Annotated in this window: 15 protein-coding genes and 1 pseudogene; 10 read left to right on the top strand and 6 right to left on the bottom strand. The window is 74.2% G+C overall.

Annotated features, from left to right (window positions below; all coding sequences use genetic code 11):
- Positions 1-75: 75 nt before the first annotated feature.
- The 3 genes from BMY40_RS02785 to BMY40_RS02775 are packed head-to-tail and all read right to left on the bottom strand — an operon-like array spanning position 76 to position 1,865.
- Positions 76-594: a beta-class carbonic anhydrase gene (locus BMY40_RS02785; RefSeq protein ID WP_093654928.1), complete on the bottom strand. Its 519-nt coding sequence runs from the start codon at positions 592-594 to the stop codon at positions 76-78.
- Positions 595-598: 4 nt separating this feature from the next.
- Positions 599-1,249, bottom strand: a complete 651-nt coding sequence (locus BMY40_RS02780; RefSeq protein ID WP_093654926.1) for a pyridoxamine 5'-phosphate oxidase family protein — start codon at positions 1,247-1,249, stop codon at positions 599-601.
- A 52-nt stretch (positions 1,250-1,301) separates the two neighbouring features.
- Positions 1,302-1,865: an HPP family protein gene (locus BMY40_RS02775; RefSeq protein ID WP_425443063.1), complete on the bottom strand. Its 564-nt coding sequence runs from the start codon at positions 1,863-1,865 to the stop codon at positions 1,302-1,304.
- 66 nt (positions 1,866-1,931) lie between these two features.
- Here BMY40_RS02775 and BMY40_RS02770 point away from each other — a divergent pair, with 66 nt between their 5' ends.
- Positions 1,932-2,582: a CGNR zinc finger domain-containing protein gene (locus BMY40_RS02770; RefSeq protein WP_412695255.1), complete on the top strand. Its 651-nt coding sequence runs from the start codon at positions 1,932-1,934 to the stop codon at positions 2,580-2,582.
- A 138-nt stretch (positions 2,583-2,720) separates the two neighbouring features.
- Here the strand turns inward: BMY40_RS02770 and BMY40_RS02765 are convergent, their stop codons facing one another.
- Together BMY40_RS02765 and BMY40_RS28390 are read right to left on the bottom strand one after the other, a co-directional pair.
- The gene (locus BMY40_RS02765) at positions 2,721-4,076 is read right to left on the bottom strand and encodes a vanadium-dependent haloperoxidase (RefSeq protein WP_177213842.1); all 1,356 of its coding nucleotides are present in this window, start codon (positions 4,074-4,076) and stop codon (positions 2,721-2,723) included.
- A gap of 264 nt (positions 4,077-4,340) precedes the next feature.
- Positions 4,341-4,955: a CGNR zinc finger domain-containing protein gene (locus BMY40_RS28390; protein ID WP_245769798.1), complete on the bottom strand. Its 615-nt coding sequence runs from the start codon at positions 4,953-4,955 to the stop codon at positions 4,341-4,343.
- A gap of 214 nt (positions 4,956-5,169) precedes the next feature.
- On the opposite strand from BMY40_RS28390, the pseudogene BMY40_RS29110 reads away from it, so the two are divergent.
- The 8 genes and pseudogenes from BMY40_RS29110 to BMY40_RS02725 form a co-directional block, all read left to right on the top strand.
- Positions 5,170-5,403: pseudogene (locus BMY40_RS29110) on the top strand (helix-turn-helix domain-containing protein); the annotation flags it as partial.
- A 48-nt stretch (positions 5,404-5,451) separates the two neighbouring features.
- Entirely contained in the window at positions 5,452-6,159 is a 708-nt protein-coding gene (locus tag BMY40_RS02755; protein WP_245769797.1) for a substrate-binding domain-containing protein, read from the top strand.
- A 303-nt stretch (positions 6,160-6,462) separates the two neighbouring features.
- Entirely contained in the window at positions 6,463-6,885 is a 423-nt protein-coding gene (locus BMY40_RS02750; protein WP_093654916.1) for a cupin domain-containing protein, read from the top strand.
- A 159-nt stretch (positions 6,886-7,044) separates the two neighbouring features.
- Positions 7,045-7,545 (top strand): cobalamin B12-binding domain-containing protein, encoded by a 501-nt coding sequence (locus BMY40_RS02745; protein ID WP_093654914.1) that lies wholly within the window; start codon positions 7,045-7,047, stop codon positions 7,543-7,545.
- Complete coding sequence (locus BMY40_RS02740; protein WP_093654912.1) at positions 7,542-8,873, top strand: methylaspartate mutase; 1,332 nt, start codon at positions 7,542-7,544, stop codon at positions 8,871-8,873. Before BMY40_RS02745 ends, BMY40_RS02740 begins: the two co-directional genes overlap by 4 nt.
- A 6-nt stretch (positions 8,874-8,879) precedes the next feature.
- Positions 8,880-10,874: an FAD/NAD(P)-binding protein gene (locus tag BMY40_RS02735; protein ID WP_093654910.1), complete on the top strand. Its 1,995-nt coding sequence runs from the start codon at positions 8,880-8,882 to the stop codon at positions 10,872-10,874.
- Positions 10,871-12,559, top strand: coding sequence for an AMP-binding protein (locus tag BMY40_RS02730; RefSeq protein ID WP_093654908.1), 1,689 nt, complete (start codon positions 10,871-10,873; stop codon positions 12,557-12,559). Before BMY40_RS02735 ends, BMY40_RS02730 begins: the two co-directional genes overlap by 4 nt.
- A gap of 95 nt (positions 12,560-12,654) precedes the next feature.
- Entirely contained in the window at positions 12,655-13,386 is a 732-nt protein-coding gene (locus BMY40_RS02725) for a maleylpyruvate isomerase family mycothiol-dependent enzyme (protein WP_143071730.1), read from the top strand.
- Positions 13,387-13,513: 127 nt separating this feature from the next.
- Here the strand turns inward: BMY40_RS02725 and BMY40_RS02720 are convergent, their stop codons facing one another.
- On the bottom strand, positions 13,514-14,107 hold the full coding sequence (locus BMY40_RS02720) for a CGNR zinc finger domain-containing protein (protein WP_093654903.1): 594 nt from the start codon (positions 14,105-14,107) through the stop codon (positions 13,514-13,516).
- 146 nt (positions 14,108-14,253) lie between these two features.
- Between BMY40_RS02720 and BMY40_RS02715 the strand changes: the two genes are divergently transcribed.
- Positions 14,254-14,718, top strand: a complete 465-nt coding sequence (locus BMY40_RS02715) for a VOC family protein (RefSeq protein WP_093654901.1) — start codon at positions 14,254-14,256, stop codon at positions 14,716-14,718.
- Positions 14,719-14,757 lie beyond the last annotated feature (39 nt).

Below are 14,757 nucleotides of genomic sequence, written 5' to 3'. Positions count from 1 at the left end.
GGCGTCACCGCCCGGGAGGGCCGGAGCACCGGGCCGACGGCTCGCGGCGGCCACGGGCCCGGTGGGCTGCGGGGATCAGCCCACCGGGGTCTTCGCGTGCACCTCTTCGAGCAGTTCCGTCCTCAGGTCGAGCACGAAGCCGCGCACGGACTCCTTGTGGGGCACGAAGGGGCTGGCGTGCACCCGCGCCATGGACTCCCGGACGCTGTCCGCGGCGTCGGTGAAACTGCCGGGCTCCCAGTCGGGCCTGGCGCCGGCGTCCCGTTCCACCGCGCCGAGGAACTCCTCGTCGGTGAAGGCGGCCATGCCGCAGTCGGTGTGGTGGACGAGGAGGATCTCCCGGGTGCCCAGGAGGCGCTGGCTGACGGCCAGGGAGCGGATGACGTCCTGGGTGACGATGCCGCCTGCGTTGCGGAAGACGTGCGAGTCCCCCGGGGAGAGGCCGAGGACCGCGTACACGTCCAGGCGCGCGTCCATGCAGGTGACGACGGCGGTGCGGCGGGCGGGGGGCATGGGCAGCGGTTCGCCGGGAGCCGCCGCGCGGGCGGAGTTGTGGGCGAGGTAGCCGTCGGTCGCGCTCTGGTGTCTGGTCATGTGGTCACCGTTTCGCGGGATGGGGTGGCGGGACGCTCGCCGAGGCGCCGCCGCGCAGTGCGGCGTTCTCGCGTTCGAGCTGCTCCAGGCGCCGCCGCAGCGGTTCCACGGCTCGCTCGACCTCCTCGGCGGTGTAGCGCGGGGTGATGTGCTGGGGGCAGTTCCAGTCGTACGCCTCCACGTCGACGACGATCAGGCGCTCGGCCGGGCTGCGGACGCCGGCCGGGTACAGCCGTGCCAGGAGGTCGCCCGCCTCCGGGGGGTCCACGGCGCGGGCCCGGCCGTAGACCTTCAGCCGGGCCCGCGCCGGATAGTCCATGAACAGCAGGGAGATCCGGTCGTCGTGGTCGAGGTTGCCGACGGTGATGTACTGGCGGTTGCCCCGGTAGTCGACGAAGGCGAGGGTGCCGGGGTCCAGGGCGTGGAGGAATCCCGGCGGGCCGCCCCGGTGCTGGACGTAGGGCCAGCCGGTCTCGCCGACGCTGGCCAGGTAGAAGCTGTCGCGCTCGGCGATGAAGGCGATCTCGTCGGGGCCGAGCAGGTCCGCGTCCGCCGGGCCCTGCTCCATGCGGGCGTAGGCCCTGCGGCTGCTGTGCGCCTCCTGGTGGTGCCGGACGTTCCGGGTGAAGGCGACCTGGGCGTAGCGGCTGGTCATCGCGGTCCTCGGTGCGGGGACTGGGGCGGGACGGGGCGGGAGGAGCCGCCCCTCACCACCAGTAGGCGGGGTAGCGGGTGGCGGTGCGCAGCCGGCCTGTGGCGACGCCGACGGCGACCAGGAGCGCGGACGCGGCGGCCAGCAGCAGCAGGAAGAGCAGCGGGTCGGGCGACTGGGCCACGACGATCACGGCGGTGGCCGCGGCGGGCGAGTGGGGAGTGCGGGCCAGCATCATCACGCCGAGCGCGAGACCGCCCGCGACTCCGGCCCCCCATGCGGAGCTTCCGGCCACCGCCAGTACGGCGAATCCGGTGAGCGCGGACAGGAGCTGGCCCCCGACGACGCTGCGCGGCTGGGCGAGGGGCAGCGCGGGGGCCCCGAAGACGAGGGCGGAGCTGGCCGCGAGCGGGGGGATCAGCCAGACCTGGTCCAGCCAGGCGCCGACGGCCACCAGGAGGACGAGTCCGGCGACGGAGCCGGCGGTGGCCACGGAGACGGTGAGCAGGGGCGGGCGGGCAGGCGCCCGGCTGCTCAGTCGCCCGGGGGCGGCGGTCGGTGCCGGCTGGGGAGGGACGGCCGGGGTCGGCGCGGTGCCGACGGGCGTTTCTGCAGTCACGGAGACCTCCGGATGGTCGTCACCTGGTAATGGTGTGACGGGGATCTAATCCATTAGCTCGGGAGTATGGCATTATCGCGGATGGGGCGACAACCCGGGTCGGCGAGGAGGGCGGCAGAGACGGAGAGCACGAAGACGCCCCGGCCTCCTCTGGCCGGGGAACCACTGGCACTGGACCTGGTGAACACCACGTTCATCCACGGCGGGCTGCGCGGCAGCCTGGTGGACGCGCTGGCCACCCCGGCCGACCTGGACCTCTGGCTCGCGGAGCACGCGGAGGCGTTCCCCCGGGAGCCGGCCCGGCGGGCGTCCGCCCCGGCGGCGGCCTCCCGCCTGGAGGAGTTCCGGCGGCTGCGCGAGGCGCTGAGGGAGCTGAGCCGCGCCTGCGTCGCGGAGGAGCCCTACGACGAGCAGGCCGTCGCCGTGGTGAACCGGGCCGCGCGGCTGGCCGTGAGCTGGCCCGAGTTCGGGGAACGGACGGAGGACGGCCCGGTGGTGCGCTGGGCCGAACCGGATCCCCACCGGGTCCTGCTGGGCACGGTGGCCGTCTCCGGCGTGGAGTTGCTGGCGGGCCCGGGGCGGCACGACGTACGCGCCTGCGCGGCCCCGGGCTGCATCCTGTACTTCGTCAGGACCCACCGGCGCCGGGAGTGGTGCACTCCGGGCTGCGGCAACCGGGTGCGCGTCGCGCGCCACCACAGGCAGCGGCGGTCCTGAACCGCCACCGCCCCGGCCGGCGCCCCGGCCGTCACCGCGGCCTCCGCCATCGCCTCCGCCTCCCCGCCGTGGACGGGGAGGCGGAGGGTGCCGGCCGCGGCGCCGCCCGAGGCGTTGCGGGGCGCGCGGCCGGGCGGGTCACTTCAGCGCGTTGGCGTAGACGTAGTCGGCGATCCGGTAGCCCTGCGCCAGCGCGGCGTCGTTGTCCATGCGGAAGTGGACGCCGGCGTACAAGCGGCTGTCGGCCTTCTCCTGCGCTGCCTGGGTCAGGCTGGTGAAGCTGCGGGTGACACCGACGGCGTTCGGGTCGTCGGTGGTGCCGGTGAAGCTGATCCTGTCGGTCCCGTAGTAGGAGCGCAGGATGCCCGCCCAGGCGGCCGCGATGCCCGAGTGGCCGGATGAGTAGGTCGGGAAGGACGGCGAGAAGTGCACGCCGGCCGCGTTGGCGGACAGCGGCTTCCAGTTCGGGTCGGCGACGGTCAGGTCGTTGCCGTCGGTGTCGGCGAGGTTGATCGCCGTCGCCGGACGCCACAGGTTGGTGTGGTACTTCGACTCCCACACCGAGATGGCCGCGTCGGCCAGGCTGATCGACAGCAGGGCGAACAGCCTCGACGTCCGGTACGAGCTGTCGTCGGGCCGCAGGCTCTGCTGGATGATGATGGCGTGCTCGTACTGCTGGCCCACCGGCTTGTAGGTGCCGTCGGCGTCGTTGGCCCAGAAGCGGGCGATCTCGGTCTGGTCGGCGGTGCGCTCGGTGGAGGTCGCGCCGCCCAGGCGCCGCACCTCGTCGACCTGCTTCGCGTAGGCCTCGCTGGCCAGCAGCTCCGCGCGGTCGTCGAAGCCCAGCGGCTCCTGCGGCCGGAACTGCGAACCGCTGCGCAGGATCCAGGGCTTGACCTTGCCCCAGTTGGCGCCGGCGGGCGCCGCGCCCGGAGCGGTCGGCCGCCAGTAGCCGGGCGCGTCGGTCTGCACGTACGGCGTGTCGTCGTTCGCGCCGTCGTCGGCACGGGCGGCGACGATGGCGCTGCCGACCTTGGTGCCCAGCGACTTGCCGAACTCCTTCTGCGCCCTGGTGCCGGAGTCGGGGAGCGCGAGGGCGGCCGCGAGCTCGTCGCCGAAGTCGAGCCGGGGGTAGGCACCTTCGAGCGCGTGGTAGGCGGCGTAGTCGAGGGCGCTGTTGAGGGAGCCGTGTCTCCACCGGGCCTCGGGCACGTCCGTCAGGTAGGGCTTGCCCTCTCCGGATATGGAGTTGGCGACGTCGTAGAGGGCCGTGTTGAGCATGGCGCCGCCCCGGGTGAGCGGACCGGGGTGGCCGCCGACCTCGCGGAAGGCGTCCAGGAGCACGTTGTTCCAGTAGATGACGCGGTCGGTCCTCTCCGGCGGGGTCTCGGCGACCGCGGTGGAGGGGGACACGGAGACCAGGCCGCCGATCGCCAGGGCAGCGGCGGCGGCCCTGACCATGACGCGGCGGCGCGTCGGAGCGATTCCGGACATGCGGAGAGTCCTCTCATGACTGGGGAGGGGCCCGTTCTGCGGGACGGCCCGGCGGTGCGGACACCGCCGGGCCGTCCGTGACAGGGCCTCGCAGAGGACGCTAACGGCGCGGGGAGCGCTCTCCGGATCACGTCCCCGATGCCTGCGATCGGCCACTCCGATGAGGGTCGCCGAGGTGTCCGAGACGTTCGGCCGATGTTGTGGGCTAATGAATTTTTGCCTCTTCATTGCCGTGCGCGCGCCGGGCTCCGACGGGCCTTTTCGTCACTTTCTGTTGTCGGCGCAGTGCCTCGCCTGGTGCCGGGCGACCCGCGCGCGGTTGCCGCAGCCGCTCGAACACCACGCGCGGCGGGGATGGTGCCGGTAGAAGAAGAGCACGCACCCCGGGGCCCGGCAGCTGCGCAGCAGCGCGCCCTGCTCACCCGCCAGGAGGACCACCAGACTCCGGGCGATCAGCGACAGCGCGTGGGTGACGGCGTCCGCGGTGCACAGGGAGTCCGCGCCGGGCGCGCGGGTGCCCTGCCAGACCAGGACGGGCCACGCCTGGCTCATGCCGGAAGCACGGTTGACGTGCGCGATGTCCCACGGATGGGGCGCCTTCCGGTCGACCCGTGCCGCGATCAGGCGCCGGACGGCGTCGCGCAGGACGCACGCGTGGGAGAGCTGCTGCTCGCTGGCGCGGAGCGCGGTCTCCTCGCGCAGGGGGCCGGGGTCGGGGAACAGGTCCCGGTGGCGCCACAGCCACGCCTCCAGGTCGGCGGGCGAGCCGAGTCCCTCGACGGTGCATCCCCTGGCCGCGGAGAGCGTGTTGGCGAACTCGACGGGCAGGGGCTCGGCCTGGGCCTTACGGCTACTGTTCGTGACAACGGCTTTTGCCACTGACATCTCCTAATGGTCTAATCGCGATGCTAGCGTTTCATCTGTTGCGCAGACACAGACCAACGTCGGTCACGAGTTCGCTTCACGGGGGCGGGGGCATCGAGTCGGGGACGGGGTGCGATCGGCGCGGCGGCCGGGTGGGCGGCCGCCGGAGTGCGGGGAGGCGGTCGGGACGTGCCGCCGTCGCGCCGGCCGGAGCCGGGACCCTGGATCGATGGTCCACCTGCGACCGTGCAGACCATCAGAGCACTGCCGTGGGGGATTTCGCATGGATTTTTCCGTCTATCAACTCAGGACTTTCTGGGAAGTGGCCAGGACCGGCAGCCTGACGAAAAGCGCCAGGAATCTCGGTTACTCCCAGTCAAGTGTGACAGCGCATGTGAGGTCCCTGGAGAGCAGGGTGGGGTCCCCGCTTTTCCACCGCCTACCGCACGGTGTTCGCCTCACGGCCGCCGGTGAGACGTTCCGCGTCTACGTCGGGCGCATATTAAGCGTCATGGACGAGATGGCCGCCGCGCTCAAGAACAAGGGCGAGCCGGCCGGACGGGTCGTGGTGGGGGCGACCGCCCCGCTCATGGAGTACGAACTGCAGGAGATCGTCCGGGAGTGCCGCTACCGGTACCCCCGGATCCACCTCTCCCTGAAGGTGATGAGCACCGGGGACGTGGAGGCGGCGGTGGCCTCCGGAGGCGTGGACGTGGGACTGACCTTCACCCGCGACGTCGAGGAGCGGAAGGCCGGGACGACGGGCGGACTGCTGCGCGAGGTGCTCTTCTCCGTCCCCTTCGTGCCCGTCGGTCCGGTCGCCTCCCCCACGGGCGCCCCCTCCCCCATGGACCGGGTCCTGGTGGTGGACCCCGACTGCGCCTCCCAGGAGGTCCTGCCGCAGCATCTGGCGTCGGTGCTGGGGGAGGCGCCGACCCTCACGGAGACCGGTTCCACCCGCGGCGCCCTCGCCCTGGCGGTCGGCGGGCTGGGGGTCGCCATGGTCCCGCAGGCCGCCGCGGTCGGCTGCGGTTCGGCGCCGGAGGGGCTGGCCGTGATCGACTCCCTGCCCAGTGCCCTGGTGCACGTGCAGGCCCTGCTGCTGGGCGGCGACTGGCGCTCCCCCGCCGTCTCGGCCTTCCTGAGCCTGGCCCGCCGGACGCGCGGCGGCCTCCCGGCGGACACGCCGGAGCCGGCCGCCGACCCGATCCCGGCCTGATCCCGGCCCGATCCCGGTCCGGCCGCGGCGGCCGGCCGCCGTACTCCCGCCGCCCGGCGCCCGGAGGCGCCGGGCGGCTTCGCGTTCCGCGCCGCCGGCCGGGCCCGCGCCCCGGGCCCGGCCACCCTCCGGGAAATGCGCGAAAAGGGGTATCGGAAACCTCGATACCGGAAATCGACAGCTCTCCAGGTAGGGCCGCGCGGCGCGGATAACCTCGTGTTCGAAGGTTTTCTCCAGGTATTGGAAACCACCCCGGAAGATATCCGGGGCGGTTGGCGACCTGCATGCGAACAAGAGGAAAAGATGTCCGACATCGAATTCATTCCCAATGTCTTCCGCAGCGGCTTCGAACTCACCGACCTCTCGTGGGTGCCCTGGAAGGAGCCCGGCCGGGTCGGAGTCGAGCACCACGTCCTGTGGGCCCCCGACGAGGAGAAGGGCGAGGACTCCGTCGGCCTGCTCCTGCGTTTCCCGCCCGGTGCCCACGGCGACTTCCACGAGCACCTGGGCTACGAGCTGATGCTCGTCCTCGACGGCGTCCTCGACCACAGCGACGGCCCGTCGTACAGCAAGGGCGACCTGATCGTCGAGGCCCCCGGCACCCGGCACCAGATGTCCAGCCGGGAGGGCTGCACCGTGCTGGCCATCCGTACGCGGCCCGCCGCGGCCCGCACCCCGGACCGGCCCATCCGGCCCGTCGCCGACACGGTCGCCGCGCAGGCATGACCCGCGTGGCCCCGGGGCCGGGAGCCCCGCCCCGGGGCCGGTCCCGGGGCCCGGACCGGTCCGCGCCGTCCGCCGCTCCGCGTCACCTCGCGCCTCGCGTCTCGTCACCTCGCGTGACGCTTCGTCACATCACGCCTCGCCACAGGAGATACGCACATCATGTCCGCTGCCGCCCCCACGGTGATAACCCCGGAGCCGCTCACCGGCACCGCCGGCCCCCGCCGGGTGCTGGTCTCCAGCGTCTCCTCCGACTCCCACACCTGGAACCTGGTCTTCCTCCAACTCCTCATCGAGGAGTACGGCCACTCCGTCACCAACATCGGCGCCTGCGTCCCGGACGACCTCCTGATCGCCGAGTGCCGGCGCCACCGCCCCGACATGGTGGTCATCAGCAGCGTCAACGGGCACGGGCACCTCGACGGCCGCCGCCTCATCGCCCGGCTGCGCGCCGAACCCGATCTGGCCGACCTGCCCGTGGTCATCGGGGGCAAGCTCGGCACTCGCGGAGCCGAGGGCGGCAGCCACGCCCGGGCGCTGGCCGAGGCGGGGTTCGACGCGGTCTTCGAGGACTCCGTGGGCATCGGCGAGTTCCGCCGCTACCTCGCCGCGCCCGGCACCCGCGCCCTGCGCGGGGCCGCCTCCGCGGTCCCGGTCCTGTGAGCGCAGCCGTCGGGCGCACGGGGCCCACCGGCTCGTTCGCCGCCGCCGTGGCCGCGGCGCGCTCGGCCGGTGAACTGGTCGTCCAGCCCCGCATGGGGTTCCCCACCGTGGAGCAGATGGGCGCCGGCCTCAGGGCCGTCCACGGCGCCCGCGCCCGCACGGTCGGCACCATCACCCTGGACAGCTACACCAGGGTCGGCGACCACGCCTCCGCCACGCGTGCCCTGGAGAGGGGCGAGGAGCTCAACGGCTTCCCCATCGTCGCCCACGGGGGCCGGACCACCCGCGAGATGATCGCGGCGGCCGGCGCCGGGGGCTTCGCGATCCAGGTGCGCCACGGCTCCCCGCTGCCCCTGGGCATCGTCCGGGCCCTGATCGACGCCGGCCTCGACGCCACGGAGGGCGGGCCGGTCTCCTACTGCCTGCCCTACAGCCGCACTCCGCTGACCGAGGCCGTCGCGGCATGGGCCCGAAGCTGCGAGGTCCTGGCCGAGCGGGTGCCCGGCGCGCACCTGGAGAGCTTCGGCGGCTGCATGCTCGGGCAGCTGTGCCCGCCGAGCCTGCTGGTGGCCCTGTCCGTCCTGGAGGGGATCTTCTTCCGCCGGCACGGCCTGCGCAGCATCTCGCTCAGCTACGCCCAGCAGACCAGCTTCCCCCAGGACGTGGCGGCGCTGGCCGCGCTGCGCCGGCTGGCCGGGGAGTACCTGGGGGACACCGACTGGCACGTGGTGCTCTACACCTACATGGGGGTCTTCCCCCGCACCGTCCCCGGCGCCCTGGCACTGCTGCGCGAGAGCGCACGTCTGGCCGCGGTCACCGGCACGGAGCGGCTCATCGTCAAGACCTCCGCCGAGGCGCACCGCATCCCCACCGTCGAGGACAACGTCCACGCCCTGGAGGCGGCGGCCGAGGCGGCCCGCACCGCGACCACCACCCCGGCCGACCGGCCCGAGGAGGGCGAGGCGGAGCAACTCCTCGGCGAGGCCCGGGACATGGTCGAGGCCGTCCTGGAACTCCACTCCGACATCGACCGCGCGCTCCCGGCGGCGTTCGCCCGGGGGTATCTCGACGTCCCCTACTGCCTGCACGCCGACAACGCCCAGCTCGCCCGCAGCCACATCGACCGGCGGGGCCGGCTGCGGTGGTCGTCGGCCGGCCGCATGCCCGTCCGGGACGTACCCGGCGGCACGGCGGCGTCGGTCGGGGCCGAGGAACTGCTCGGGATGCTCTCGCACGTACAGAACACCTTCGACCGCGCGGCACTGGACCCTGCGGCGTCGCACGATTCCCTGCCGGCCGCGGGCCGGACCCGACAGGAAGTGAAGTGAGGAACAGTGACCGGACTTCCCCATGACGATCCGCAGCCGCTCACCGTCGCGGTGATCGGCACCGGCCCGCGCGGACTGTCCGTGCTGGAGCGACTCGCCGTCCGGCTGCGGGAGGAGCCCGCACCGCGCCGGAGACTGCGCGTCTACGCCATCGACGCGGTCGAGGTCGGCGCCGGCCGCGTGTGGCGCACCGACCAGCAGGACTGGTTCACCATGAACACCGTGGTCGGCCAGGTGACCATGTACTCCGGGGAGCCCGACGGCGGCCCCGCCCGGCCCGGCGCGGGCCCCAGCCTGGGCCAGTGGATAGCCGACCGCGCCCGCACCCACGGCGAGGAGCCCCTCGGGCCGAACGACTACGCCTCCCGGCTGCGCTACGGGCAGTACCTGCGCTCGGTCTACCGCACCATCGCCGAGCACCTGCCCGAGGAGGCCGAACTGGTCCCGGTGCACGACCGGATCCTGAGGGCGCGCCCGCGCCCCGGCGGGGGCTACGAACTGGTGCGCGAGAACGACCCCGCGCCGCTCGGGGTCGACCGGCTCGTCCTGGCCACCGGCCACCCCCGCAACGAACCCGACGACTTCGAGCGGGAGATGCTCGACTTCGCCGCCGGCCGCCCCGGCGTCCACTACCTGTGCGGCGACTCGGCCGCCGACCTCGCCCTGGACTCCGCCACCATCCCGCCCGGCACGACCGTCGGCGTCCTGGGCATGGGACTGTCCTTCTACGACGTGATGGTCGCCCTCACCCTCGGCCGCGGCGGCACCTTCACCACCCTGCCCGACGGCTCCATGCGCTACGAGCCCAGCGGCCGCGAGCCGCACATCGTCGCCGGCTCCCGCAGCGGGCTGCCGATCCCGGCGCGCGGGAAGAACCAGAAGGAGCCCCACCACAGCCACCGCGCTCTCTTCCTCACCCCCCACGCCGTCGAGCAGGCCCGCAAACGGCGCCTGGCGGAGACCGGCGGCCCCCGTCTGGACTTCGACGAGGACGTGCTGCCCCTGCTCCTGCGGGAACTCGACCACGTCTACTGGACCGCCCACGTCACCGCCCGCGACGGGCAGGAGGCGGGCGAGCGGTTCGCCGAGCGCCACGCCTCGGTGCTGCTCACCGGCGGGAACCCGGCGGAGCTGCTGCGCGAGGCCGGACTCGACGGCCTCCCCGCCCTGGACCTGCAGAAACTGGCCCGCCCCTTCGGCGACCGGCACTTCCCCGACCCGCAGGCCTTCCGCGCCGAACTCCTGGACGTCATGCGGTGGGACCTGTCCGAGGCGGACCTGGGCAACGGCGAGGGCCCGCTCAAGGCCGCCCTGGACGTCCTGCGCGACATCCGCAACGTGGTCCGGGAGGCGGTCGACTACGGCGGGCTGCGCCCCTCCTCGCACCAGGAGGCGTTCCTGCGCCGCTTCCTGCCGGTCAACGCCCTGCTGTCGGCCGGGCCTCCCCGGTACCGGGTCCGGCAGCTGGTGGCCCTCATCGAGGCCGGGGTCGTCGAGGTCGCCGGCCCGGCCACCTCCTACACCGCGGACGAGGAGGCCGGCGGCTTCCGCGTCGTCTCCCCGCGGGTGGCCGGTTCCGCCCGGACGGCGCGGGTGCTGATCGACGCCCGTATTCCCACCCCGCACCTGCGCCGCGACACCTCCCCCCTCGTCCGGGGGCTGCTGGAGGACGGCCTGGTCTCGGAGTACGTGGTCGACGACTCCGTCCACGGCGAGCGGTTCGAGTCCGGCGGACTCGCCGTCACCCGCGCCCCGTTCCACGTCGTGGACGCCGGGGGCCGGGTCCGCGCCGACCTGTACGCGCTGGGCATCCCCACCGAGCACACCCGCTGGTTCACCCAGGTGGGCAGCAGCCGCCCGGGGATGCGCACCCTGTTCTACCGGGACGCCGACGCCATCGCCGCGGACCTGCTCGCCGGCGGCCCGGAGGAGTCCCGGTCCGCCGGGCGGGCGCTCGTCGGCGCCGCCTCGGGGACACCGTCCGAGGGGAGCCGGGCATGACGTTCGGCGCTTCGGGGCTGCTCTTCAAGCAGGCCCGCGACACCCTCCTGCGGCACCGGGAGGATCTGGAGGCCGCCCGCCGGGAGTTCGCCTGGCCCCGGCCGGAGACCTTCAACTGGGCGCTCGACTGGTTCGATCCGATGGCGCGGGACAACCACCGTCCCGCCCTGCGGGTGATCGGCGAGGAGGAGGCCGAGCTGTCCTTCGCCCAGCTCTCCCGGCGTTCCGGCCAGGTGGCCAACTGGCTGCGCGAGCAGGGCGTGCGCCGCGGCGACCCGGTGCTGGTGGCCCTGGACAACCGGCCCGCCCTGTGGGAGACGGTGCTGGCCTCGATCAAGCTCGGTGCGGTGGTGGTCCCCACCTACGTCACCGCTTCCGCGGCCGAACTCGCCGACCGCCTCGCCCGCGCCGGGGTCCGGCACGTCGTGGCGGAGGCCTCGCTGGCCTCCCGGTTCGACGGGCTGCCCGGGCGGTGGAGCAGGATCGCGGTGGGCGGCGAGCCCGCGGGGTGGACCGGCTACCGGCACTCCCGCTCCGCGCCGGAGGATTTCCGTCCGGACGCCGCCACCGCCGCCGGCGACCCGCTGTTCTGCTACTTCACCTCGGGTACGACATCGTTGCCGAAGATGGTCCTCCACACCCACCTGAGCTATCCCGTGGGCCATCTCTCGGGCATGTACTGGAACGGCCTGCGGCCCGGCGACGTCCACCTCAACATCTCGGCGCCGGGCTGGGCCAAGCACGCCTGGAGCTCCTTCTTCGTGCCCTGGAACGCCGAGGCGCAGGTCGTCGCCCTGGCGGCCGGGCACAGCGGCCCCGAACGCGTCCTGGAGGTGCTGCGCGGCCGGGGGGTGACCTCGTTCTGCGCGCCGCCCAGCGTGTGGCGCGCGCTCGTGCGGCACGGCGTCGGGCAGCGCCCGCCCGTGCTGCGCGAGGCCACCAGCGCCGGGGAGCCGCTGGACCCGGAGGTCTTCCGCACGGTGCGGGACGCCTGGGGGATCGGCATCCGGGACGGCTACGGCCAGACCGAGACCACCGGTCAGCTCGGCACCCCGCCCGGCCGTACGCCGGTGCCCGGCCGCATGGGCTGGCCGATGCCCGGCTACCGGGCCGTCGTCGTCCACCCCGAGACGGGCGACCGGCTGCCGCCGGGGGAGACCGGCGAGCTCTGCGTCGACCTGGCGGACCGGCCCGTCGGCGTGATGGCCGGGTACGCGGGCGACGACCGGCGTACGGCGGCCGCCTTCGCCGGCGGTCTGTACCACACCGGTGACCTGGTGGTGGGCGGGGCGGACGGGAGCTTCCGCTACGTGGGGCGGGCCGACGACATGTTCAAGTCCTTCGACCACCGCATCTCCCCGCTGGAACTGGAGCGCGTGCTGCTGGCCCACCCGTCGGTCGCCGACGCGGCCGTCGTGCCGCACCCCGACCCGATCGGGCAATGGGTGGCCAAGGCGTTCGTGGTCCCGGCGACCCTCCGTTCCGGCGACCGGGCCACGGCGGAGGCCCTGTTCGAGCACCTCGACAGGGAGCTGCCCCCGCAGAAGCAGGTGCACCTGATCACCTTCGCGGACCGGCTGCCGCGCACCGCGTCGGGCAAGGTCCGCCGGGCCGAGCTGCGCGAGCGCACCGGGACCGCCGACTTCCGGCGGGAGCGGCCTCCCGCGGTGGCGGCCGCCGGGTGATCCGGGCCGACGACCGCTCCGGCCGGCGCCCGGGCACGGCGCCGGCCGGACGCGGTCCCGGTACGACCACGACGCCACCGTACGACGGAGAGACCATGGACACTTCCACGCCGGCCGGCACCGCCGCCCTCATCGCACGCGTCGCCGCCGCCCAGGAGGAGCTGCGGGCCACGGTGGCCTCGCTCGGCGACGCGGACCTGGCCGCGGCCTCGGCTCTGCCCGGCTGGACCCGCGGCCACGTCTGCGCCCACGTGGCCCGCAACGCCGACGGGCTGCGCAACCTCCTCACCTGGGCGCAGACCGGCGTCCCCCGCCCGATGTACGCGGACGGGGGCGCGCGCGAGGCCGACATCGAGCGGGACGCGCACCGCCCGGCCGCCGAGCACCTGGCGGACCTGGCCCGCTCCGGGGACGGGTTCGTCGGTCACGCCCGGCGGCTGGACGACGGCGCGTGGGCGGCCGAGGTCGTCCTGCGCAACGGCGACCGGCTGCCGGCCCGCATGCTGCCCGGGCACCGGCTGCGCGAGGTGCTGATCCACCACGTGGACCTGGCGGCCGGGTACTCCCCGGCCGACTGGTCCGGGCAGGACGCGCGGTTCCTGCTGGCCTCCCTGGCATCCGCCTGGTCCGGCCGCGGGGACTGCCCTCCCCTGGAGTTGCGCGCGGCGGACACCGGGGAGCGGTTCGCCGCGGGGGCGGGCCCCGGCGCCCCGGTACGGGTGACGGGGCCCGCGCACGCCCTGGCGGCCTGGCTGGCGGGCCGCGGTCACGGCGGCGGACTGCGGTGCTCCTCCGGCGGGCTTCCCGCGCTCCCCGCCTGGATGTGACCGGCCCCGAGGGCCACGGCGGCCCGCACCGGACGGCTTCCCGGTGCGGGCCGCTCCTTCGCGCCCGGGTCCCCACCCGGTGTCCGTGTCCGTGCCCGTGCCGTGTCCGGTGCGTTCGGCCGCGGAGCTACTCGCGGCCCTCGCGGTGGCGGGTGCGCGCGTAGTGCCGTGAGGCCTTGGCGCGGTTGCCGCAGCCGGACATGGAGCACCAGCGGCGGGTGCCGTTCCTGGAGACGTCGTAGAAGTGCAGGACGCACTCGTCGTTGGCGCAGGCCCGGATGCGGTCGGGGGCGGTGCGCACCAGGCGCAGGTAGTCGTCGGCGGCCAGCCAGGCCGCCAGCCAGGCGGGGTCGTCGGTCTCGGCCCGCTCGACCGGTCCTTCGGGGCCGAGGGTGCGCAGGACGCGCCCCCTCGCCAGGACGGCGTTGAGCCCGTCCCTGGCCCGGTCGTCGCCGGGGTCGGCGACGACGGCCTCCAGCGCCTCGCGGGCGCCGAGGGCGGCCGCCAGGGCGGCCGGGGTGGCGCCGGTCCTCTCCAGCAGGCCGTGGCCGGCCAGCCACACGGCGAACCCGTCCAGGCCGTCCAGCAGGTCGTGCCGGGTTCCGCCGTCGATCCACCGGGTGTTGAGCAGGTCCAGGCTGAGCGGTTCGCCCTGGAGGGGCCTGGGGTCGGCATCGGCCGCCCGGGACGGAGGGCCCGTGTATCCCGCGCCGGCACCCATGCGAGCTCCTTCCGTCGGCTGTTCGTCACCCCAGCCTAACCGGCTATCGCCCCGTAGGGAGTTGCAGCCTCCAGGCCTAACCACTAAAGTCCAGATCAACGGTTAGTCCGGGATGGCCCCGGACGCCGCGCTGGAGGTATTCCGTCATGTCCGCAACCGCCGCCCCCGCCGCCCTGCAGACCGGGCACATCGGTCTGAACGTCACCGACCTGGACCGTTCGCTGGACTTCTACCGGAAGGTCTTCGGTTTCGAGGTCCAGGGAGAGGGCCGCGAGCCCGGCCGCGCCTTCGCCTTCCTCGGCCGCGAGGGCCGCCTGATGGTGACCCTGTGGCAGCAGAGCGAGGGCGAGTACGCCCCGGGTCTGTCCGGCCTGCACCACCTGTCCTTCCAGGTGGAGACGGTCGAGGAGGTGCGTTCGGCCGAGGAGGTGCTGCGCAGCCTGGGCGCCGAGTTCAAGTACGACGGCGTCGTCCCCCACGGCGAGGGCGCCGCCTCCGGAGGGATCTTCTTCACCGACCCCGACGGCATCCGGCTGGAGATCTACGCCCCGACCGGCGCCGACTCCGCCGCGGCCCCCGTCGCCTCCGCCCCCACCTGCGGCTTCTTCTGAGCCGCCACCACACGGCCGGGCGGCTTCCCGCCGCCTCTC

Origin of the sequence: Streptomyces radiopugnans, assembly GCF_900110735.1 — a bacterium.
GTDB lineage: Bacteria > Actinomycetota > Actinomycetes > Streptomycetales > Streptomycetaceae > Streptomyces > Streptomyces radiopugnans.
This window is presented reverse-complemented; position numbering and strand designations above follow the sequence as displayed.